We start from the raw sequence: 20,078 nt of genomic DNA, 5'->3' as shown, positions 1-20,078 counted from the left end.
CCCCCCCCCCCCCCCCCCCCCCCCCCCGCCCCCCCCCCCCCCCCCCCCCCCCCCCCCCCCCCCCCCCCCCCCCCCCCAACGCGGGGGCATGCAGCCAGGTCCGGAGCATCCGCGTCGCGGAGGGTTCCGCCACCCAGATAACCAGAATGGTGGCGGTCAGCGTGAGGACGAGGACCTTGGCTGCATAGGGCAGGTGCGTTCCCACCACGGCCGCATGGACCAGCAGCTCGATGGGCAGCATCACGGCGATGTTGGCCAAGGTCAGCCTGGTTTTGGTGGGTTCGGGCATCTGGCCGCAAACTTCGCAGCTCAGCTCGGAGGCCGGTGTTCTGCCGTGATTTGTGCTGCGGGCTGGGGGCTTCATGGGTCCCATGATGTCCGCGCGCTGTTACGGGGCTATTGCCGGCCGGTGACGATTCTGTTCTGCCTAACGGCTGTGTTCGCCGACGGCCTCGACGGCGCGTTCCCCGGCCCGTTCCTCGGCGGCGTGATCGGCCGTCCGTTCGTGCTCCGCGCCGGCGATCCGGGCCAGCAGGTCACGAATTTCGGCCAGCAGGGCCGTGTCCGCCGGGACCGGTTCCTCCTCCGGCTCCGCAGTGGCGAGGCGCTTCTTGACCATATGGTTGATCCGGTTCATTGGCGCCACGAAGATGAAGTAAACGACGGCGGCCGTGATCATGAACGTGACGAACGCCGTGATGACAGCGCCGAAGTCGAGGAAGGTCTTATCGTTCCCCGGCAGGATTGGAAAGCCCAGCCCGCGGGTGTTGACCCCGCCGGCCACCGCAATGATGGGGTTCACGATGTTCGCCGTAAACGCGCTGACCAGGGCTGTGAATGCGGTGCCGACCACCACGGCGATGGACAGTTCGATCACGTTGCCGCGCAGGATGAAGTCCTTGAATCCTTTGAGCATGGGTCCTCCGTGTGCCTTGATGTAACTCGGTGTGCCGTGACCCCGGCGCGGGGGATCAACCGCTAGACGCTATCACTTCCGCGGCCCCGTCCGCCGAGGTGTCTCCTGTCTTGTCCGCCGACTTGTCTCTCAATGTGTGCCGGCTCCACTGAATGGATGGGAATGCCGGGTCCGCGGCCGTCCGGGCGTAAAATCGGGCGAGGATGCCAGCGCCGCCGTCGTAATAATCCGACCGTGAGAAAGGCGCCGCCACCCGTGAAGATGCTTGCGGAGATGTTCACCATGGCTCCCGGCAACAAGGACCACCAAGTGGCCATTCGTTGCGCCATCGGAGTCTTTATCCCGCTGATCACCCTGGTGTTGCTGGACCGCCTGGACCTGGCGATTTTCGCCTCCTTCGGAGCCTTCGCCGGAATCTACGGCCGCAACGAGCCGCACGCCAGGCGCTCCCGCCTTCAGTTCCGTGCCGGGGCGCTGATGCTGGTGGTAATGCTGCTCGCCGCCTTGACCGCCCGCGCGGCGGTGGCCCTTGGGCTCACAGCGGCGGAGACCATTTGGCTCCAGGTCGTTGCGACCACCCTGGTGGCCGGAAGCTGCTCGCTGATCGTCGCCTCGTGGCGGCTCCGCCCTGCCGGCTCGTTGTTCCACATCTTTGCCTTCGCCGCGATCGCGTCCATCCCCAACCAGCCGCCGCTCTGGCAAGGCATGCTCGTGGGCGCGTTGACCGTTGCCTTCGCCCTGCTGCTCGGGATCTCCTCCCGTGTGGTCCCGAGCCGCCGGACGCCGTGGGTGCCGGCCGCCGCGGCAGCCCTGACACCGGCAGAAAAGCGGACGGCCCTGCTCGAAAGCATCGGCTACCTCGTGGCGGCGGGCCTGGCCGGCACCCTGGCAACGCTGCTGGGGGAACGGCTGGGCTTCGGCCACAACTACTGGGCGATGGTGGCCGCCGTAGTGCCGCTGGTGGGCCACACCACCCGTCACCGCGTCAGCCGCGGTCTGCAGAGAATCGTGGGCACCGCTCTCGGGCTGGTGCTGCTCGCGGCGATCCTGCTCCTCCAGCCCGTCCCTTGGCAGACAGTCCTGGTGATCGCCGCCTGCCAGTTCGGCGCGGAGATGTTCATCGCCCGCCAGTATGTCCTGGCGCAGATCTTCGTGACGCCGTTGGCCCTGATCTCGACGCTGCTCGTCGCGCCCGTGCCGCCGGGCATCCTGCTGCGGGACCGGATCTTCGACACTGTCATCGGCGCCGCCGTCGGCATCGCCGTGGTGCTGGCCCCAACGGTGTGGCGGCGACTCCGCACATCCTACTGACGGGCGACACGGGGTCCAAGTGCCCTGTCCCGGCGGTACCCCGCACGGAAGGCTAGTCTGGACACGACTGCGCAGGGCGACTGTGCAAGCCGACTGGGGGTGCTGTGGACGTTGCTGAGGTAACAGCCAAGGACGTGCTGGACGTCCGGGGGCTCGTCAGGCGCTACGGGGACCTGACCGCCGTCGACGGTGTTTCCTTCCACATCCGTGCCGGGGAAACCTATGGGCTGCTGGGGCCCAACGGCGCGGGAAAGACCACCATCATCTCCATGGTCGCCGGCCTGATCCCGGCCAACGAGGGCTCTGTCCGGGTGGCGGGCCGTGACATGACGCCGTCCGAGACGGAGGCCAAGCGGGTCATCGGCCTGGTCCCGCAGGAGCTGGCCATCTACCCGGACCTGACAGCCCGGGAGAACCTGAAGTTCTTCGGCCGGCTGCAGGGACTCACGGGCAAGGACCTCACGCGGCGCACCAACGAGGTGCTGGAACTGATCGGGCTGAGCGACCGTGCGGGCGACCTGACCAAAAAGTACTCCGGGGGCATGAAGCGCCGGCTGAACATTGGCATCGGGCTGCTCCACCGGCCCGCGCTGCTGATCCTGGACGAACCCACCGTCGGAGTGGATCCGCAGTCCCGCAACTCCATCCTCGAGTCCGTGGAACGGCTTTCCGTCGAAGGCATGGCAGTCCTCTACACCACCCACTACATGGAGGAAGCCGAGCGGCTCTGCGACCGGATTGCGATCATCGACGAGGGCCGCTTCCAGGCCGAGGGCACCCGGGACCAGCTAATCACCCTGACCGGCGGGGTGGACCGGATCAACCTCCGCGGCGGCGGCAGCACGGCCCTGGCCGCGGAGGCCCTGCGTGCGCTGCCGGCCGTGCAGCACGTTGACAGCGACGGGTCCGGACTCATGCTCACGGTCAGCGACGGACCCACGGCACTCGCGGGGATCGTGACCGGCGCCGGCGACGCCGGGATGTCCGTCACGTCCGTGGAGATCGTCCGGCCCGACCTTGAGTCCGTCTTCCTGCACCTCACCGGCAAAGCGCTGAGGGACTGAGATGCGTGGGCTGTGGACCATGGTCGCGAATGACCTGCGGCAGCGCATCCGCGACAAGTCCGTCTTTATTTTCTCCCTCATTGTCCCGCTCGCACTCATGGGAGTGCTGAGCCTCGTGTTCGGCGGCCTCGGCGACGACACCGTTGACTTGCAGCCGGTCACCGTCGTCGCCAGCGCGGACGACGCCGACCAGCTGGGTGCCGCACTGCTGGGCGCCGTCGAATCCCTCGAAATCATGGACGTGACCATCAAGCGGGTCCCGGCCCCGGATGTCCGCGGCGAGATGCAGGCCAGCGGCGCCGAGCTCGGCATCATTGTTCCCGAAGGGTTTAGCGACGCCGCGCTGTCCGGGCAGGCCGCGTCGGTGCAACTGCTCGAGGGCAGCGACGCCACGCTCGAATCCGGAGTGCTGATCTCCGTGGTCCAAGGGGTCGTGGACCAGATAGCCGCCGGAACGGTGACCGCCGCAGCCGGCGGCATTGCCGGGCTGCCGCACCAGGATCTCGCGGCGCTGGCCGAGCAGGCCGCGGCCGGGCCGGCCCTGCTGACCCTGGCCGAAGGACAGGCAGCCGCCGAACAACTCTCCCTCCGCGGCACGCTTGTCGCGGGCCAGGCCGGGCTGTTCCTGATGTTCACCGTCGGATTCGGCGTGTTGGGCCTGCTCGCCGAGCGGGAACAGGGCACGCTGGCCCGGTTGCGGTCGATGCCGGTCACCGCCGTCACGGTGATTACGGCCAAGGCCTGCACCGGCTTTATTTTGGGCGTTGTTGCCACCACCGTCCTGCTGACGGCCGGCTCCCGGCTGTTCGACGTTTCCTTCGGATCTCCGCTGGTGGTGGCAGCCCTGATCCTCTGCGTCGCGACCGCCGCGACCAGCCTCACGTTCGTGGTCGCCCGGCTGGTCCGGACGGCTGAGCAGGCGAACGTGGCACAGGCCATCCTGGCGATGGTGCTGGGGATCGCCGGCGGCGCCTTCTTCCCGGTCGAGGGCACCGGCTTCGCCGCAACGCTGCTGGACCTCAATCCGATCGGCGCGTTTATCCGGGGTTTGGGGATCTCAGCCGGTGGGGGGACACTCGGCGACGTGACGGGGCCGGTCGCGGTGATGCTGGCTTTCGCCGCGGCCGGGCTCGTCCTTTCGCGCTTCCTGCCGGACCGGGGGGCGCAGGCATGAAGACCATGGCCGCGATCGCTGCGGTGGAACTGCGGCGCTTCCTGCGGGACAAGTCGAACATCTTCTTCGTCTTTGTTTTCCCCCTCATGCTGATCCTGTTGCTCGGTTCGCAGTTCGGTGCCGGCAGCGGCCAGGCCAGGGTGGCCATCTCCGGACCCGGCTCGGCACTGTCCCAGGCCCTGACCGCGGAGCTTGAGGCGTCCGGAGCCGACGTCACGGCGACCGGCGCGGACGCGGCGAGGACGGACCTCAGCCGCGGACGCGCCGACGTCGGGCTGTTCCTCGACGACGCCGATGCGGAGGCTTTCGACGCCGGGCGGCCGGCGGAGCTCGACGTCGTGGTGGCGCCTGAATCCGCGGCGCAGGCCGTGCTGCAGCAGGTCCGCAGCGCCGTGCAGGCGGTGGGCCTGGAGCGGGGCCAGCTCGCCGCCCTGAGCGGCGCCGGCGTTCCCCAAGAGCACGCCGGCACGGCCCTGGACCAGGCCGCCGAGCAGGTGGCGGTGCCGACCGTGGAGATCGTGGACGCGAACGATGTGGAGCAGGAATTCCGGGGGCTGGGCCGGTTCGACCTCGGTGCCTCGCAGCAACTGCTGCTCTTTGTGTTCCTCAGCTCGCTCACCGGCGCGGCGACGCTGATCCAGGCCCGGCGCTATGGTGTGGTGGGCCGGGTCATGTCGGCCCCGGTCTCCAGCGGCCAGGTCGTCGCCGGGCAGGCGATGGGACGGTTCGCCATTGCCTTCGTCCAGGGCGGCTTCATCATGGTGGGCACCGCGCTGCTGTTCGGCGTGGACTGGGGCAATCTGTGGCTGTCCGGCCTGGTCCTGGTGCTCTTCTGCGCGGTCTCGGCAGCCGCCGCGATGATGATCGGATCGGTGATGGACAACGACACCGCCGCAGCGGGGGTTGGCGTGGGCGCCGGACTCGTGCTGGCCGGCCTGGGCGGCTGCATGGTGCCGCCTGAGTTCTTCCCGGAAACCCTCGCCGCGATCTCCCTCGCCACTCCGCACCGCTGGGCTTACGATGCGCTTGCCGACATCCAGCGGCACGAGGGCACCCTTGCGGATATCCTGCCCCAGTTAGGAGTCCTGGCGGGCATGGCTGCGGCGCTTCTCGTGCTGGGCGCCTGGCTCCTGCGGCGAAGCCTCAACCGGGCCCTCTGACCGCCGGAGCGCCGCAGCCTGACGGGCTAGATTTCCGCGGGCGCCGACTCCCCCGCGACCTCAGCAGCTGCAGGCTCGCTGTGCGGGACCCGCTGCGGCACGATGGCCAGTGCGGCCACGGCAATCAGGGCCGCTGCGGCGAAGACGTAGAAACCCCAAGGGTAGGCGATGCCGGCGGCCACCAGGGTGCCGGTGACGGCTGGGCCCAGGATGGCGCCCAGGCGGCCGACGCCCGCGGAGTAGCCCAGGGCGGTGGCCCGCAGCCGGCTGGGGAAGAGCTGGCTCACCCAGGCGTAGACCAGGACCTGTGAGCTGAAGACGAAGACGCCGGTGACGAACACAGCCGCGTTGAGGAGCAGTTCATTCTGCAGCTTGATACTCAGCACGGCAAGGAGAACGGCCGACAGGCCGAACCACAGCAGGACCACCTTTTTGGCACCGTGCCTGTCCGCGAGGACACCGGCGACGAAGAGCCCGACGACAGCGCCCACGTTGAGGACAAGCAGCTGCCCGATGCCGGCAGCGATGGAGTAGCCGGCGGAGGCCATCAGCTGCGGAAGCCACGTGTTCAGGCCGTAGACGAGCAGCAGCCCCATGAAGGACGCGATCCCGATTCCGACTGCGACCACAGGGTAGGGCTTCTTGGCGAGGTCGCGGAAGCTGGCCGCCTGCGCCGGTTCAGCGGCCTGGCGGACCGGCGGCAGGGACTCGGGCAGCTTGAACCACAGGAACGGCAGCAAGGCCAGCCCGGCAGCGCCACCGATGATGAACATCATCCGCCAGTTCGGGATCAGCGCGAGGGCCAGGAGGGCCGTGAGGACAGCGCCGACGTGGTAACCGGTCATGGTCCTGGTGGTGGACCGGCCGGCCGACCCCTCCTTGGTGGCGTAGTCGTTCATGTAGGCCAGCGCCGCGGGCAGGCAAGCGCCGAGGCCCACGCCGGCCAGGAGCCGGAAGATGCTGAACACCAGGACGTTGGGGGCGATCACGATGGCGAGCGTGAAGAGGGAGAACCAGGCAACGCAGGCGATCAGCAGCCGGCGGCGGCCGAACCGGTCCGAGAGTGGGGCGATGAAGAGCGCGCCCAGGCCCACGCCCACCAGGGAAATCGTGGCGGCCAACGTGGCTCCGACGGCGTCGAACCCGAGTTCCTGGGTTTTGATCAGTGTCGGAATGACGGTGCCCAGCACCACCAGGTCGAAACCGTCCAGCACCATGGCCAGCCAGCAGAGCCAGACAGGCCAGCGGGAAGTGCGGTCAGCGGACGTCATTGGCATGGCAACCTCGAAGATAGGGCTCGGCGTCGAGCGGGCACGAAGGCGAAGGAATGAGCGGGCTTCCGGTGCGCGGCAACGGGCATTCGGGCAGCATCCGACCTGAGAGTTGTATCACCGGCGGGTGTAACGTGGGACACCTAAAACCATTCAATGGAATGATGGGCTCCGCCCGGTAAGGAGGACGCATGGCCAACTCGGGCTCTGGAGATTCCGTGGTGGACCGCGTGGTGCGGGTCATTGCAGCTTTTCCGGAAGGCTCCAATGTCCTGCAGCTGACGGAGCTGGCCACCCGGGCCGGGCTGCCCCTGACCACGGCGCACCGGTTGGTCCGGCAGCTTGCCGGGCATGGTCTGCTGGAGCTGGGAGCCGGCGGTTCCGTGCGGCTGGGGCTGCGCCTGTGGGAGCTTGTGAACCGGAATTCACCCACCTTGGAACTCCGGCAGGCGGCCCTGCCGTTTATGGAGGATATCCAGCAGGTGCTCAACCAGAATGTGAACCTGGCCGTGCTGGACGGCAGCGAGGTGCTCTTTGTGGAGCGGCTGTCCCGGCGGGGTTCGGTGGCCAACCGGGCGCAGGTGGCCGGACGCATGCCGGTGCACGTGTCCTCCGCCGGGCTGGTGCTGATGGCCAACCAGCCCAGGCACGTGCAAGCCGAGTATGTCGGAGGCTTCGCGGATCCCACCGGAAGGCTGGCGGTGGACGAGCTGCGCCGCCTGCTGAGCGAAGCGGCCCAACAGGGCTATGCCCAGCTGGCCGGCGTGGTGGACCCGGACACCCGGGGCGTCGCCGTTCCGGTGCGGGACCGGAAGAAGCCCACGGTGGCCGCTATCGGCGTCGTGGTCCCCCTGCATGAGACGCGCCTGCAGGCGCTGGTGCCCGCCCTGCAGACCGCTGCCCGGGGCATCGGACGCCGGCTGGGTGAATCCCAAAGCGTCACCGAATTCCGTTCAACGGAAGTGCCGTAACGCGAGTCCTCGCCCCGGCCCCACACTGTTAGCGAGAAGATCCATCCGGCCCGGACACTGATTCGCGGCCCCGCAACGGAGCGAGGACACCATGGCGAACCGCAACGTCATCACCACCCAGGTCGCGATCATGGGGGCCGGCCCGGCAGGGCTCATGCTGTCCCACCTGCTGGCCAAGGCGGGGATCGAATCCACGGTGATCGAGCTCCGCAGCCGTCAGGAAATCTCGGAAACCGTCCGTGCCGGCATCCTGGAACACGGCTCGGTGAACCTGCTGGTGGACAGCGGAGTCTCGGACCGGGTGCTGCGTGACGGCGACCGGCACGACGGGATCGAACTGCGCTTTGACGGTGAAAGCCACCGAATCGACTTCAAGGAGCTCGTGGGGGAGTCGGTCTGGCTGTACCCGCAGACCGACGTCTTCATTGATCTCGCCGCACGACGCGAGGCCGACGGCGGCGACGTCCGGTACGGCGTCACGGACACCTCCCTCCATGACCTCGAGGGCACGCCGAAGGTCTGGTTCACCGACGCGGAAGGCGTGGAGTACGAACTCCAGGCGGACTTCGTCGCCGGAGCCGACGGTTCCCGCAGCCAGGCCCGTTCCGCGATCCCCGAAAACCGGCGTCAAAGGTTTGTCCACGAGTACCCGTTCGCCTGGTTCGGCATCCTCGCCGAGGCGCCGCGCAGCTCCGATGAACTGATCTACGCCAATTCCGCGAACGGCTTCGCCCTGATCAGCCAGCGGACCGAGACCGTCCAGCGGATGTACTTCCAGTGCGACCCGAACGAGGACGTCAACAACTGGAGCGATGACCGGATCTGGGAAACGTTCCGCGGCCGCGTCAACGGCAACGGCTTCGAACTCAAGGAAGGGCCCGTCATCGACAAGACGGTCCTGAAGTTCCGCAGTTCGGTCCTCGCCCCGATGCGGCACGGCAAGCTCTTCCTCGCCGGCGACGCAGCGCACACCGTCCCGCCGACGGGGGCCAAGGGCCTGAACCTTGCGCTGAACGACGTCAAGGTCCTTTTTGAAGGCCTCGACAGTTTTTACCAAACGGGACACACCGGGCTGCTGGATGGATACAGCGACCGTGCCCTGGACAGGGTCTGGAAGGCGCAACAGTTCTCGTACTGGATGACGTCCATGCTGCACACCCCGGCCGGCGCGGACGACTTCGCCCGCGCCCGCCAGCTCGGCGAGCTCAACTCGGTGGTGTCATCCCGCCACGGCCGGGCCTACCTCGCCGAGGCGTACACGGGCTGGCCGGGCTCGCGTTAGGACGTCTGCCGAAACTCCTGAAGGAGTTCATATTTCCATCGACACGCTCCGTGGCCAGGACTAGCCTTGAACCGTCCCAGCACAACCCGACAAGGACGACGGAGAGGTGTCCAATCATGGGAACCGCAGAGAATGTTGAACTGGTTCGGCGGGGGTACGAAGCCTTCAACGCCGGGGATATGGCGACCCTCAGCGAGGTGTTCGCGGAGGACGCAGTCTGGCACGCAGCCGGAGGCGGCGTGCTGTCGGGAACTAAACAGGGCCGAGACGCTGTCCTGGCGTATTTCGGCGAATTGGGAGCGCGCAGCCAGGGTTCCTTCCAAGCCGACGTCCAGGACATTGTCGGCGGGGACAAACACACGGTCGCGATCCAGCAGACCCACAGCGAGAGCAACGGCAAGACACTCGACACGGGCACCGTCATTGCGTTTGTGGTCCGCGACGGAAAGATTGCCGAGGGCCGCGAGTACTCCGAAGACACCGCCAAGTGGGACGACTTCTGGGCGTAACGGCCCCGACGGCCGCCTAGTCCTCTTCGAGTGTCTCGGTCAGGTGATGGGTCGGGATCCGGTCCCGGTCATAGGTGATCTCGGTGTACCCGTGGGGGGCGGGCTTGCCGTGCGGATCGAGGTTCACAAAAACAATCTCTTCGATGGTGAGGATGCTTTGCCGGGTGATCATGTTCCGGACCTCGGCGCGCATGGTCAGTGACGTCCGGCCGAAGCGGGTGGCCGTCAGCCCCATCTCGATCAGGTCGCCCTGGACGGCCGAGCTGACGAAGTTGATCTCGGAAATGTACTTGGTGACGGCCCGGCCATTGCCGAGTTGCAGGATCGCGTAGATCGCCGCTTCCTCGTCGATCCACTTCAGCAGGCTTCCGCCGAACAGTGTGCCGTTCGCGTTGAGGTCTTCTGGCCGCACCCACTTGCGGGTGCGGAAGGTGATGTCGGCCGGTTCCATAGTGCGAGATTAGCCGACACGTGCGCGCCGGGTGCTGTGTGACGGGATCCCCCGGGCACCGGGGTCGGCCGTAGACTCTGGGCATGGACGCTCTTTCGGTGGTGGGCGGCGGCATCGCGGGGCTGGCGCTGGCCGCACACCTGGACCCCCGCCGCTTTCAGGTGACGGTCCACGAGCGGCGGGAGGAGCCGCCGTCGGTGGAGACGTCCCTGGCCATGTGGCCGGAAGCCCAGGGGGCACTGCAGAAGGTGGGTGTTCTCCCGGCGATCCGTGCGGCCGCCTCGGATTTTGGCGGCATGGCTCTCCGGGACGGTTCCGGGAACGTCCTGCTCCGGGCCGGTGCGCCGGACGTTATCGGGGTGTCGCGGGCGGACCTGCTCCGGCTGCTGGATGCTGCGGTGCCCGCCTCGGTGCTCAGGGCCTACGGGCCGGTGACGTCACTGCCGGGTCCGGGCCCCGTCGTCGGCGCCGACGGCGTGCACAGCATCGTCCGCCGGAGTGTCTGGGGTGAACGGGCCAAGGCCAGGCTCAGCCCCTATTTGGCGCTGCGCGGCATCATCGATGGGCCGGTTCCGCCGGGCGGCGGCGGTGAGTACTGGGGCCGCGGGCAGTTGTTTGGCGTCACACCCGCATCCCGCGGCCGGACCTACTGGTACGCCTCATACCGCTCGGGGCTGGGCCCCGGAGGGATCGACGTCGGCGAGGCTCTGGCCCTGACCCGAGCGCGCTTCGCCGGCCGCGCTGACGGCATAGACCGGGTTCTGGCGGCTGCGACGCCGGGGGAGACGCTGGCGCAACGGGTCTGGACGGTGCCCTATCCGGGCAGCTACCGGCGGGGAAACGCGGTGCTGGTGGGGGACGCGGCACACGGCATGATGCCGAACCTGGGGCGCGGCGCCTGCGAGGCGCTGATCGATGCTGTCACCCTCGCGGAGCTGCTCAACACCCGCCCGCTCCCGGAGGCCCTGCAGGCGTACAACCGGCGGAGACTGCTGCGCAGCCAGGCATTGCGCGTGGCGTCGACCGCCATGGCCCGGCTGGCACTCGCCGAAAGTGCCCAGCCCCTGCGCGACGGGATGCTGCGGCTCGCCGGCAGGAGGCGGGGCGGCGCTGCCGCCGTCGGGCGCTGACGCTGACCAGTGACGCTGAACCGTGTTGCCGCTCAGGCCATGGCGGTGTGCGCTGCGCTGTGCGAGTCGATGGCCTTCGCGTAGCAATAGGAATGTTCCACCCCGATGTACGGCCCGAAATTCGGCACCGGGGTGAAGCCGGAGTTCTGGTAAAACTGCCGGCCGTCGGCCTGCACCGAGCCCGCCTCCGCCCTGATGGAGGTGATGCCCAGGGAGTGGGCATGCGCCTCCAGGGCCGCGAGGATGGAGCTGGCCACCCCCGAGCCGCGGGTGTACGGCAGTACATAGAGTCTCTTGATCTCGGCCGTGTGCTGGTCCAGGATACGCAGGCCGCCGCAGCCCACGGGCTGCCCGGATGCCTTGTCGTGGGCGACGAGGAACACTGCCGTGTCAGCCTCCGACGGCGGCGGGCCGGGTTCGTGGTCGCTGGTGCCGAAGCGGGCATCGAGTTCGGCCTGCTGGGCCGCCCGGAGGTCCGCCCCCACCGGGTTGGCCCAGGTGACCTGCCGGATGTTGAGCCGCGGGTTGGTCTGCATGGCTGCCTCGCTTCGCCTAAGGGTTATGCAGACTAAGGCTAGGAAGCGCCGGTTACGGCCGTGTTTCCTGTGCGTAAGGTTCCGGAGAATTCGGCTACAGCGTGCGGCCGGTGGGGTCCTCCGCCGTCGGATCCACCAGCGCCAGGCCGCCCACGGGACTGTCGTCCCAGTGGATGAGCCGCCAGCCGGCGTCGGGATCCCCTTCCAGCGCCACGATGCCGGTGTTGGCGAGGACGTGGCGGGCCGCGAAGCCCGCCTCCATGTTGCGGGCCCGCAGGCCCGCCCAGACGCGGATCGCGGCGCCGTGGCTGACCACGGCCACGGTCCCGGCGCCGCCGGATGCCGCGGTGCCGGACGCTGCTGCGGTGGCGATCCGTGCGATCGAGGCGTCGTAGCGTTCGAAGAAATCGTGCCCGCTGGGACCGCCGGGCATCCTGCGGTGCAGTTCCCCGTCCGCCCAGCCAAACACCGTGCCGAGGTAGCGCAGGTGCGACTCCTTGTCGGTGAGCTTCTCCAGGGACCCTGCTTCGATTTCGTGCAGGCCCTCGAGCACCTCGATCTCCAGGCCGCGGACGCTCGAGAGCGGCGCGGCCGTGATCTGGGTACGGATCAGCGTGGAGGCGTAGAGACGGTCGATCTGCTCATTCACCAGCGACCGCGCCAGCGCGGCGGCCTGCCGTTCGCCGAGCTCGGTCAGCCCGGGGCCCGGGTGGGCGGTGTCCAGCTGGCCCAGGACGTTCCCGGGCGTCTGGCCGTGGCGGATGAGCAGGAGCCTCATGCGAGGTGGTCCACCAGCTTGTCCGCGATGCCGGTGTACTTGCCGGGGGTGAGCGCCAGCAGCCGGGCCTCGGCGTCCGCGGACAGGCCCAGGCTCTGGACAAACTCCTGCATCCTGGCGGCATCGACGCGCTGCCCGCGGGTCAGGTCCTTGAGCCGCTCGTACGGGTTTTCCATGCCTTCGACGCCGGCGATGGCTTCGGCGCGCATGACCATCTGGATGGCCTCGCCCAGGACTTCCCAGTTGGTGTCGAGGTCCGCGGCCAGGACGTCCTCCGCGACTTTCAGGCGGTCCAGGCCCTTGGCCACGTTGGAGATGGCGAGCAGCGAGTGGCCGAAGGCCACCCCGATGTTGCGCTGCGAGGAGGAGTCGGTGAGGTCGCGCTGCCACCGGGAGGTGACCAGGGTGGAGCCCAGGACATCCAGGAGCCCGGAGGAGATCTCCAGGTTGGCCTCGGCATTTTCGAAGCGGATCGGGTTGACCTTGTGCGGCATGGTGGAGGAACCGGTGGCACCCGCGACCGGGATCTGCACGAAGTAGCCGATCGAGATGTAGCTCCAGATGTCCGTGCAGACGTTGTGGAGGATCCGGTTGAACCGCGCGACGTCGGCGTACAGCTCCGCCTGCCAGTCGTGGCTTTCGATCTGGGTGGTCAGCGGGTTCCAGCTCAGTCCCAGGCCTTCCACGAAGCTCTGGGCGACGTGCTGCCAGTCGGCGCCGGGAACCGAGGCCACGTGGGCGGCATAGGTGCCGGTGGCGCCGTTGATCTTGCCGAGGTATTCGGTCCGGGCGATGCGGTCCAGCTGGCGGTTCAGGCGGTGCGCGATGACGGCCAGTTCCTTGCCCAGGGTGGTGGGGGTGGCCGGCTGGCCGTGCGTGCGGGAGAGCATCGGCACGGCCCGGTTGGCTTCGGCCATCGCGCTGATCTGCGCGACGAGCTTCCGCGCGGCGGGCAGCCAGACATCCTCCACGGCGCCCTTGATGCCCAAGGCGTAGGAGAGGTTGTTGATGTCCTCGGAGGTGCAGCCGAAGTGGACCAGGGCGGTCAGGTGTTCGATGCCGATGGCGGGCAGCCGGCGGCCGATGTAGTACTCGACGGCCTTGACGTCGTGCACTGTGACGGCTTCGATGTCAGCCAGTTCGGCGACCGATCCGGCGTCGAATTCGGTGACGATCGCGCGCAGTTTCTCCTGCTGCTCCGCGGTCAGGGGCCCGGCGCCGGGCAGCACGCTGTTGCCGGTCAGGTGGATGAGCCATTCAACCTCGACGGCGACCCGGTCACGGTTGAGGGCGGCCTCCGAGAGGTAGTCGACCAACGGCGCGACGGCGGACTGGTACCGGCCGTCCAGCGGACCGAGCGCGATCTGTTGTGAGGACGCGGCGAGGGCCAGGCGTCCGGACGGCGTGCGGGTATCAGCTGTGGCGGCAGTTTCAGGCATGTTCCGATTCTTTCACGAAGTCCCGCCGGGCCTTAAGCGCACCGGTCCATATGACTTCCTGGCCGGGTTTGCCGCATTCGCCACGTGGCTCCCTGCGCCAAGTTGTCCACATGGGTGGGACGGGAACTTCAGCCGGCCCGGCGGGTTGCCTAGCGTCGATGGTATGTCCACGAGCGCCGGCAGAACCGGCAGAACCGGCAGTACAGGAAGCACAGGAAGCACCGGCAGCGCCGCATCAGCGGGGGCCTTATTGGCCTCTGACGCCGCGGCTTGCGCATCGCGCGGCCATGAGGTGCAGCAGCTTGCAGCCCGCACGGCCGCATGCGTGGACCACGTGGACGCAGTGCTGGCCCGGCTCGTCAGCGTGGAACTGCAGAGCTGGCAGTCCCCGGCAGGCCGGGCCTACCGGACGTCGCTGTCCCTGCAGGCCGCGTCCCTGCGCCGCAGCCGGACGGCCCTGCAGGAGGCCGTCGCCGCCGTCCTGCGGCATGCCCGGAACGTGATGTTGCCCCCGGGGCGTCCGGGCTGATGGCCGAGTCCTCGCCGGCGGGCTCCGGGCGAGCACCCGTGCCGGTTGCGCCGGAGGACGGGGCGCTCCGGATCCGTGGCGGAGTGGGCGGACTCAGTTTCCAGTTCGAGGAGCTGCTGTCCGGCGCCGCGGCCCTGGACGGGATCGTCCGGGAGCTGGCGGCCGTGGAAGCGGAGGCCGACGGGGTGCGTCGTGCTCTGTTCCCTTACCAGTCTGATGCGTGTTCCAGCGGCAGCCATGCGATTGTCGCCGTCGGGGAAGGAGCCAGGGCCCTCCGACGCGTCCGGACAGAGCTGGAAGGTCTCGCCAGCGAAGTCCGCGCCAGCCATCGGGAGTACGAGTTCACGGAGGCCCGGAATGCCCTGCTTCTGCGGATTGGCCGGACCGGCCCGGCGTACGGGCCCTTGTGGGGACTGTTCGGCCTGCCTCCGGTCACGGTGCGCGACACGGTGGAGGACGCAGTCGCGCTGGCGCCCGCGAGGCTGGCGCTGTTGCTTGGCCTGCCTGCCGGTTTGGCCGTGTTGGCGGGACCGGAGGGCGGAGTGCGGGCCGCGATCCGTGGATTGGCGGACGCGCCGGGACTGGATTTTCTCCGTCCCCGGCCGGTCCGGATCGCCGGCAGGGAAACCCGGACGGAGGAGGTCGACGTGTCACCCTCCGGGTTGCTGCTGCGGGCGGAGGCCGTCGGCCGGAACAGCGGGGAGATCGAGGTCCTACGGCTGGGGGAGCCCGGCAGCCGAGCGTGGGCGGTCATCATTCCCGGCACGCAGCTGGACGGACTGCCGCAGGGCACCAACCCTTTCGACGCCGGCGGCATCACCGAAGGGCTCGGCTACGACTCGGCGGAGACCGCCGCTGCCATCCGCCGGGCCCTGACGGACGCCGGCGCCGAGGCGGGCGACCAGGTGGCCGCCGTCGGCTACAGCCAGGGCGGCATCCATGCCATGAACCTCGGCCGGGACAAAGCGTTCCTGTCCGATTACGAGCTGAAGTTCGTGCTCACGGCGGGTTCCCCGGTGGGCGGGATCGAGCCTGCGGGCGGCATCAGCAGCCTGCACCTGGAGCATGAAGCGGACTGGGTGCCCGGAGCGGACGGGCTGCCCAACCCGGACGCCAAGGACCGCGTGACCGTGACTTTGACCGGGCCCATCCCCGGCCCTGAATGGCTGGAGCCGGGGTTGGGACCGGGCCATGCCATGGAACGCTACGCCGCCGGGGCCCGTGACATTGCCGCCAGCCAGGATCCATCACTGCAGGCTTCCACCGCGACGCTTGCGGCCGTGGTCGGTGCGGGTGGCACTGCCACAGTGACGCGCTTCTCGCTCCGCCGCGAAGCGATGCCGGCACACCGTGGGGCTCCCGTGGCTCCGGGTGCTCCCGTGGCTCCGGGGCCGCGGCGGAGTCCGGGAGAAAAGCCCGCAGACCGCCCGCAGCAGCCGGCGGCCTAGCCGGGTTGAACGCAGCCAGGGGGAATGTGGCTTGGTTCCTTGCAGTGCGCCTACCGGTCGAGTGCGGGAAGAAAACTGGCTACGAGGGAAATGGCGCTAATGATGAGGGCAGCGAACACCGCGGTCCAGAAAAAGGTGTCAATGGTGAAATGCACGGTGGTGTAGCTGCTGATCCAGGAGGTCAGGTAGAGCATTCCCGCGTTGATGACAACCGTGAAGAGGCCCAGGGTAAGGATGGTGATCGGCAGCGACAACAGGCTGACGATGGGCTTGACGAAGGCATTGACGAGGCCGAAGATCAGGCCGATAAACAAGTAGCCCAGAACAATCGCGACCATACCGTTGCCCTGGGTGGTGATATCGAGGCCGGTGAGAATCCAGCAGGCGATTGCCAGGGCCAGCCCGTTGATGATGACCCGCACGATGAATGAGCTCATGGGGCCATGCTGTCATATCCCCGCCGGCGACGGCAGGGACCATATCCCCCTCTTTCCACAGTTGAGGCAGACGATTGCGGCGGGGACCCGAAGTAGGCTGGTTGGCATGACTTCATCAGAGAACACGGCCGGGGGCATCCGGCCCCGCCCGGTGGTAGACCTTCTTCCCCGCTACGCGGCCGGCAAACCGCCGGTGCCCGTCGAGGGCCTGGTCAGCTACAAGCTTTCCTCCAACGAAAACCCGCTCCCCCCGATCCCTGCAGTGCAGCAGGCCATCGCGGCGCAGACCGACTTCAACCGCTATCCGGATCCGCTGAGCAGCAAGCTGCGCGGATCATTGGCCCGGTTCCTGGACGTTCCGGCCGAGGACATCGTCACCGGCGCCGGGAGCCTGGGTGCACTCAACCAGCTGCTGGCCACCTTCGCGGGGCAGAACGACGACGGCAAGCCCGACGAAGTGATCTACGCCTGGCGCTCTTTCGAGGCCTACCCGATCTGCGTCGGGCTGGCCGGCGCCGAGAGCGTCCGGGTCCCGCTGACCGGCGACGGCCGCCACGACCTCGACGCCATGGCCGAAGCGGTGACCGCACGCACCCGCATGATCCTGCTCTGCACCCCCAACAACCCCACCGGCCCGATCCTCACCACCGAGGAGACCGAGCGCTTCATCAAACGGGTTCCCGCCGACGTCGTGGTGGTCATCGACGAGGCCTACCAGGAGTTCGTCCGCGACGAGCACGCCGTCGACGGCATCGAAATGTACCGGAAATACCCCAATGTCGTCGTCCTGCGGACCTTCTCGAAGGCCCACGGCCTTGCCGGGCTGCGGGTCGGCTACAGCGTCTCCCAGCCCGATCTCACCCAGCACTTGCGCGTCGCCGCCACGCCGTTCGCGGTGTCCCAGATCGCCGAATCCGCGGCCGTGACGTCCCTGGAGCATTTCGATGAGGTTGTAGAAAGGGTACAAAGCCTGGTGGACGAACGGGACCGCGTCACCGCCGCGCTGCGAGACCTGGGCTGGTTCGTGCCCGAGGCCCAGGGCAACTTCGTGTGGCTCAATCTGGGTGCCGACAGTGTGGAGTTCGCCGCTCTGGCGGGAGAGCGGGCACTCTCCGTGCGCGCCTTCGCCAACGAGGGTGTCCGGGTCAGCATCGGCGAGACCGAGGCCAACACCCGTTTCCTGGAACTCTGTGCGATCTATACAAAACCGCCGCGGCGTTCCTAGCGCTTAACATGACGGCCGCAGCCGGTCGGCTGCGGCTAAAGTAGGGACGAGTAAGCCAAAATATATGCCGGATCGGGAATGTATAACCGGTCCGGCATATATCCCAGCGATTGCGGCGCATTCGGATGCGGCAAGCAAGGAGACGGTATGGGCGCCACACATCTGCCCTCTACCGAGTTCGACGGAACCGATATTGAGGACCGGCTCGAGGCGGAGGCCGAAGCCCGCCTGGGCGATCCTGCCGAGCCGATGGTGCAGCTTCTCGCTCCCGACGGCACCCTGGGCTCCGATCCCGTCTTCTCGGAATACGCCGAACGGATCAACCCCGAGGACCTGCGCGGATTCTATGCCGACATGGCGAAAATCCGCCGCTTCGACGTGGAGGCCACCGCCCTGCAGCGGCAGGGCCAGCTGGCCTTGTGGGTTCCGCTCACCGGGCAGGAAGCCGCCCAGATCGGCTCCGGCCGGGCCAGCCAGCCGCAGGACTACATCTTTCCCACCTACCGCGAGCACGGCGTCGCCCTGACCCGCAACGTGGACCTCGCCGAGTTGCTGCGCCAATTCCGCGGGGTCTCCAATGGCGGCTGGAACCCCAAGGACACCAACTTCCACCTCTACACCCTGGTCCTCGCGGCCCAGACACCGCACGCCGTGGGCTACGCGATGGGCATCCAGCGCGACCAGAAGTTCGCGGCGTCCGCCGCACTCGCGGACGGAACTCCCGGCCAGGCGGCCGAGCCCAAGGCCGCCGTTATGGTCTACTTCGGCGACGGAGCCAGTTCCGAAGGCGACGTCCATGAGTCCATGGTGTTCGCCTCCTCCTACAAGGCCCCCGTGGTGTTCTTCTGCCAGAACAACCACTGGGCGATCTCCGTCCCCAGCTCCGTGCAGACCCGGGTCCCGCTGGCCAACCGGGCCAAGGGCTACGGCTTCCCGGGCATCAGGGTGGACGGAAACGATGTCATCGCTGTCCATGCCGTCACCGAGTGGGCCCTGGAGCGTGCCCGCCAGGGCGAGGGCCCCGTGCTGATCGAGGCTTTCACCTACCGCGTCGGCGCGCACACCACGGCCGATGACCCCACCAAATACCGGGAATCCGCCGAGGAAGGCCGGTGGCGGGCCAAGGACCCGCTGGAGCGCCTGGAGAAGTACCTCCGCGCCCAGGGTCTGGCCGACGACGACTTCTTCGAGCAGGTCAGGGCAGACGGTGACGAACTCGCCGCCTACGTGCGCAAGACCACCCACGATCTCGAAACTCCGGACATCCGGACCGCCTTCGCCAACACCTATGTGGAAGCCCACCCGCTGGTGGCCGAAGAGCTGGCGTGGTTCGAGGAGTACAGCGCAGGATTTGTGGACGAGGCGGAACCTGCAGACACGGAGGCGGCCAACTGATGACCACCATGACCATTGCCAAGGCCATCAACGAAGGCCTCCGCGCCACGCTCACCAACAACCCCCGCGCCCTCCTAATGGGCGAGGACATCGGCCCCCTGGGCGGTGTCTACCGGGTCACCGACGGCCTCATCGCGGAATTCGGCGCCGACCGCGTCGTGGATACCCCGCTGGCGGAGTCCGGCATCATCGGCACCGCCATCGGGCTGTCCCTGCGGGGCTACCTGCCCGTCTGTGAAATCCAGTTCGACGGCTTTGTGTTCCCGGGCTTCAACCAGATCACCACCCAGCTGGCCAAGATGCACTCCCGCAGCAACGGCAACCTCACTGTGCCGGTGGTCATCCGGATCCCGTACGGCGGCGGCATCGGCTCGATCGAGCACCACTCGGAGTCCCCGGAAGCACTGTTCGCCCACACAGCCGGCCTGCGCATCATCACCCCGTCCAACCCGCACGATGCCTACTGGATGATCCAGCAGGCCGTCGACTGCCAGGACCCCGTGATCGTCTTCGAACCCAAGCGCCGGTACTGGCTCAAGGGCGACGTCGACACCGAAACCCCCGGAACCTCCGCAGACCCGTTCAAGGCCCACGTGCTCCGCGAGGGCACCGACGCCACCGTGGTGGTCTACGGCCCGCTGGTGCCGGTGGCTCTGGCCGCGGCCAACGCCGCGGCCGAGGACGGCCACAGCGTCGAGGTGATCGACCTGCGTTCCATCTCGCCCATCGACTTCGACACCGTCACGGAATCCGTCAAGAAGACGGGCCGGTTGATCGTGGCCCACGAGGCCCCGACCTTCGGCGGGATCGGCGGCGAAATCGCGGCCCGGATCAGCGAGCGTGCCTTCCACTCACTGGAGGCCCCCGTCATCCGCGTGGGCGGTTTCCACATGCCCTACCCGGTGGCGAAGGTGGAGGAAGACTACCTGCCGGACATCGACCGCATTCTTGAGGCACTCGACCGTGCGTTCTCATATTGATTACGCCTATTCCTACTGACTGCGCCCTTTCATACTGACCGCTTCCCGCTGAGGCGCCTTTCCCCAACAAGG

Annotated in this window: 20 protein-coding genes and 1 pseudogene; 13 read left to right on the top strand and 8 right to left on the bottom strand. The window is 68.1% G+C overall.

Features of this window, described 5'->3' with window-relative positions:
* Positions 1 to 76 precede the first annotated feature (76 nt).
* Both AC6EUH_RS16410 and mscL read right to left on the bottom strand, forming a co-directional pair.
* Positions 77 to 364, bottom strand: a pseudogene (locus AC6EUH_RS16410) (amino acid-binding protein); the annotation flags it as partial.
* Between the two features lie 63 nt (positions 365 to 427).
* Complete coding sequence (gene mscL / locus AC6EUH_RS16405; protein ID WP_499739309.1) at positions 428 to 916, bottom strand: large conductance mechanosensitive channel protein MscL; 489 nt, start codon at positions 914 to 916, stop codon at positions 428 to 430.
* A 255-nt stretch (positions 917 to 1,171) separates the two neighbouring features.
* On the opposite strand from mscL, the gene AC6EUH_RS16400 reads away from it, so the two are divergent.
* The 4 genes from AC6EUH_RS16400 to AC6EUH_RS16385 all read left to right on the top strand — a co-directional run bounded on the left by AC6EUH_RS16400 (position 1,172) and on the right by AC6EUH_RS16385 (position 5,625).
* Complete coding sequence (locus AC6EUH_RS16400) at positions 1,172 to 2,227, top strand: FUSC family protein (RefSeq protein WP_499739308.1); 1,056 nt, start codon at positions 1,172 to 1,174, stop codon at positions 2,225 to 2,227.
* 104 nt (positions 2,228 to 2,331) lie between these two features.
* Positions 2,332 to 3,291: an ABC transporter ATP-binding protein gene (locus tag AC6EUH_RS16395; RefSeq protein ID WP_056428986.1), complete on the top strand. Its 960-nt coding sequence runs from the start codon at positions 2,332 to 2,334 to the stop codon at positions 3,289 to 3,291.
* Between the two features lie 19 nt (positions 3,292 to 3,310).
* Complete coding sequence (locus AC6EUH_RS16390; RefSeq protein WP_499739307.1) at positions 3,311 to 4,465, top strand: ABC transporter permease; 1,155 nt, start codon at positions 3,311 to 3,313, stop codon at positions 4,463 to 4,465.
* Positions 4,462 to 5,625: an ABC transporter permease gene (locus tag AC6EUH_RS16385; protein WP_499739306.1), complete on the top strand. Its 1,164-nt coding sequence runs from the start codon at positions 4,462 to 4,464 to the stop codon at positions 5,623 to 5,625. Before AC6EUH_RS16390 ends, AC6EUH_RS16385 begins: the two co-directional genes overlap by 4 nt.
* A gap of 26 nt (positions 5,626 to 5,651) precedes the next feature.
* Here AC6EUH_RS16385 and AC6EUH_RS16380 read toward each other — a convergent pair whose 3' ends face one another.
* A complete protein-coding gene (locus AC6EUH_RS16380; protein WP_156367530.1) occupies positions 5,652 to 6,896 on the bottom strand; it encodes an MFS transporter in 1,245 nt (414 codons plus the stop codon).
* 191 nt (positions 6,897 to 7,087) lie between these two features.
* Between AC6EUH_RS16380 and AC6EUH_RS16375 the strand changes: the two genes are divergently transcribed.
* The 3 genes from AC6EUH_RS16375 to AC6EUH_RS16365 all read left to right on the top strand — a co-directional run bounded on the left by AC6EUH_RS16375 (position 7,088) and on the right by AC6EUH_RS16365 (position 9,658).
* Entirely contained in the window at positions 7,088 to 7,867 is a 780-nt protein-coding gene (locus tag AC6EUH_RS16375) for an IclR family transcriptional regulator (protein ID WP_499739305.1), read from the top strand.
* A gap of 91 nt (positions 7,868 to 7,958) precedes the next feature.
* Positions 7,959 to 9,149, top strand: a complete 1,191-nt coding sequence (locus tag AC6EUH_RS16370; RefSeq protein ID WP_499739304.1) for a 4-hydroxybenzoate 3-monooxygenase — start codon at positions 7,959 to 7,961, stop codon at positions 9,147 to 9,149.
* A gap of 116 nt (positions 9,150 to 9,265) precedes the next feature.
* Entirely contained in the window at positions 9,266 to 9,658 is a 393-nt protein-coding gene (locus tag AC6EUH_RS16365) for a nuclear transport factor 2 family protein (RefSeq protein WP_056428997.1), read from the top strand.
* A 16-nt stretch (positions 9,659 to 9,674) separates the two neighbouring features.
* On the opposite strand, the gene AC6EUH_RS16360 is transcribed toward AC6EUH_RS16365, so the two are convergent.
* Positions 9,675 to 10,109: an acyl-CoA thioesterase gene (locus tag AC6EUH_RS16360; protein WP_082492650.1), complete on the bottom strand. Its 435-nt coding sequence runs from the start codon at positions 10,107 to 10,109 to the stop codon at positions 9,675 to 9,677.
* A gap of 83 nt (positions 10,110 to 10,192) precedes the next feature.
* On the opposite strand from AC6EUH_RS16360, the gene AC6EUH_RS16355 reads away from it, so the two are divergent.
* A complete protein-coding gene (locus tag AC6EUH_RS16355; RefSeq protein ID WP_200913014.1) occupies positions 10,193 to 11,239 on the top strand; it encodes an FAD-dependent monooxygenase in 1,047 nt (348 codons plus the stop codon).
* A gap of 32 nt (positions 11,240 to 11,271) precedes the next feature.
* Here the strand turns inward: AC6EUH_RS16355 and AC6EUH_RS16350 are convergent, their stop codons facing one another.
* The 3 genes from AC6EUH_RS16350 to purB all read right to left on the bottom strand — a co-directional run bounded on the left by AC6EUH_RS16350 (position 11,272) and on the right by purB (position 13,992).
* Positions 11,272 to 11,775, bottom strand: coding sequence for a GNAT family N-acetyltransferase (locus AC6EUH_RS16350; protein ID WP_056429003.1), 504 nt, complete (start codon positions 11,773 to 11,775; stop codon positions 11,272 to 11,274).
* 94 nt (positions 11,776 to 11,869) lie between these two features.
* On the bottom strand, positions 11,870 to 12,553 hold the full coding sequence (locus tag AC6EUH_RS16345) for a histidine phosphatase family protein (RefSeq protein WP_056429006.1): 684 nt from the start codon (positions 12,551 to 12,553) through the stop codon (positions 11,870 to 11,872).
* Positions 12,550 to 13,992: an adenylosuccinate lyase gene (purB, locus tag AC6EUH_RS16340; RefSeq protein ID WP_056429008.1), complete on the bottom strand. Its 1,443-nt coding sequence runs from the start codon at positions 13,990 to 13,992 to the stop codon at positions 12,550 to 12,552. The genes AC6EUH_RS16345 and purB overlap by 4 nt, the downstream gene beginning before the upstream one ends.
* Before the next feature lie 292 nt (positions 13,993 to 14,284).
* Between purB and AC6EUH_RS16335 the strand changes: the two genes are divergently transcribed.
* On the top strand, positions 14,285 to 14,521 hold the full coding sequence (locus tag AC6EUH_RS16335; protein WP_235500179.1) for a hypothetical protein: 237 nt from the start codon (positions 14,285 to 14,287) through the stop codon (positions 14,519 to 14,521).
* Between the two features lie 38 nt (positions 14,522 to 14,559).
* A complete protein-coding gene (locus AC6EUH_RS16330) occupies positions 14,560 to 15,969 on the top strand; it encodes an alpha/beta hydrolase family protein (RefSeq protein ID WP_499739303.1) in 1,410 nt (469 codons plus the stop codon).
* Between the two features lie 50 nt (positions 15,970 to 16,019).
* Here AC6EUH_RS16330 and AC6EUH_RS16325 read toward each other — a convergent pair whose 3' ends face one another.
* A complete protein-coding gene (locus AC6EUH_RS16325; protein WP_499739302.1) occupies positions 16,020 to 16,406 on the bottom strand; it encodes a phage holin family protein in 387 nt (128 codons plus the stop codon).
* A 106-nt stretch (positions 16,407 to 16,512) separates the two neighbouring features.
* Between AC6EUH_RS16325 and AC6EUH_RS16320 the strand changes: the two genes are divergently transcribed.
* The 3 genes from AC6EUH_RS16320 to AC6EUH_RS16310 all read left to right on the top strand — a co-directional run bounded on the left by AC6EUH_RS16320 (position 16,513) and on the right by AC6EUH_RS16310 (position 20,006).
* Positions 16,513 to 17,631, top strand: coding sequence for a histidinol-phosphate transaminase (locus AC6EUH_RS16320; RefSeq protein ID WP_499739301.1), 1,119 nt, complete (start codon positions 16,513 to 16,515; stop codon positions 17,629 to 17,631).
* Positions 17,632 to 17,778: 147 nt separating this feature from the next.
* On the top strand, positions 17,779 to 19,026 hold the full coding sequence (pdhA, locus tag AC6EUH_RS16315) for a pyruvate dehydrogenase (acetyl-transferring) E1 component subunit alpha (RefSeq protein ID WP_499739300.1): 1,248 nt from the start codon (positions 17,779 to 17,781) through the stop codon (positions 19,024 to 19,026).
* Positions 19,026 to 20,006: an alpha-ketoacid dehydrogenase subunit beta gene (locus AC6EUH_RS16310; protein WP_499739299.1), complete on the top strand. Its 981-nt coding sequence runs from the start codon at positions 19,026 to 19,028 to the stop codon at positions 20,004 to 20,006. The genes pdhA and AC6EUH_RS16310 overlap by 1 nt, the downstream gene beginning before the upstream one ends.
* Positions 20,007 to 20,078: the final 72 nt, after the last annotated feature.

Source organism: Arthrobacter sp. 001422645, assembly GCF_059816125.1.
Note: the sequence above shows the minus strand (reverse complement) of the source record. Positions and strands in the feature narration are given on the sequence as shown.

What these genes read in the sequence shown, in the direction of transcription:
- AC6EUH_RS16355 (WP_200913014.1), top strand. Translation starts at nt 10,193, where the DNA reads ATGGACGCTCTTTCGGTGGTGGGCGGCGGCATCGCGGGGCTGGCGCTG.
- purB (WP_056429008.1), bottom strand. Translation starts at nt 13,992, where the DNA reads ATGCCTGAAACTGCCGCCACAGCTGATACCCGCACGCCGTCCGGACGC.
- AC6EUH_RS16380 (WP_156367530.1), bottom strand. Translation starts at nt 6,896, where the DNA reads ATGACGTCCGCTGACCGCACTTCCCGCTGGCCTGTCTGGCTCTGCTGG.
- AC6EUH_RS16310 (WP_499739299.1), top strand. Translation starts at nt 19,026, where the DNA reads ATGACCACCATGACCATTGCCAAGGCCATCAACGAAGGCCTCCGCGCC.
- AC6EUH_RS16365 (WP_056428997.1), top strand. Translation starts at nt 9,266, where the DNA reads ATGGGAACCGCAGAGAATGTTGAACTGGTTCGGCGGGGGTACGAAGCC.
- AC6EUH_RS16360 (WP_082492650.1), bottom strand. Translation starts at nt 10,109, where the DNA reads ATGGAACCGGCCGACATCACCTTCCGCACCCGCAAGTGGGTGCGGCCA.
- AC6EUH_RS16325 (WP_499739302.1), bottom strand. Translation starts at nt 16,406, where the DNA reads ATGAGCTCATTCATCGTGCGGGTCATCATCAACGGGCTGGCCCTGGCA.
- AC6EUH_RS16345 (WP_056429006.1), bottom strand. Translation starts at nt 12,553, where the DNA reads ATGAGGCTCCTGCTCATCCGCCACGGCCAGACGCCCGGGAACGTCCTG.
- mscL (WP_499739309.1), bottom strand. Translation starts at nt 916, where the DNA reads ATGCTCAAAGGATTCAAGGACTTCATCCTGCGCGGCAACGTGATCGAA.
- AC6EUH_RS16375 (WP_499739305.1), top strand. Translation starts at nt 7,088, where the DNA reads ATGGCCAACTCGGGCTCTGGAGATTCCGTGGTGGACCGCGTGGTGCGG.
- AC6EUH_RS16370 (WP_499739304.1), top strand. Translation starts at nt 7,959, where the DNA reads ATGGCGAACCGCAACGTCATCACCACCCAGGTCGCGATCATGGGGGCC.
- pdhA (WP_499739300.1), top strand. Translation starts at nt 17,779, where the DNA reads ATGGGCGCCACACATCTGCCCTCTACCGAGTTCGACGGAACCGATATT.
- AC6EUH_RS16385 (WP_499739306.1), top strand. Translation starts at nt 4,462, where the DNA reads ATGAAGACCATGGCCGCGATCGCTGCGGTGGAACTGCGGCGCTTCCTG.
- AC6EUH_RS16390 (WP_499739307.1), top strand. Translation starts at nt 3,311, where the DNA reads ATGGTCGCGAATGACCTGCGGCAGCGCATCCGCGACAAGTCCGTCTTT.
- AC6EUH_RS16320 (WP_499739301.1), top strand. Translation starts at nt 16,513, where the DNA reads ATGACTTCATCAGAGAACACGGCCGGGGGCATCCGGCCCCGCCCGGTG.
- AC6EUH_RS16350 (WP_056429003.1), bottom strand. Translation starts at nt 11,775, where the DNA reads ATGCAGACCAACCCGCGGCTCAACATCCGGCAGGTCACCTGGGCCAAC.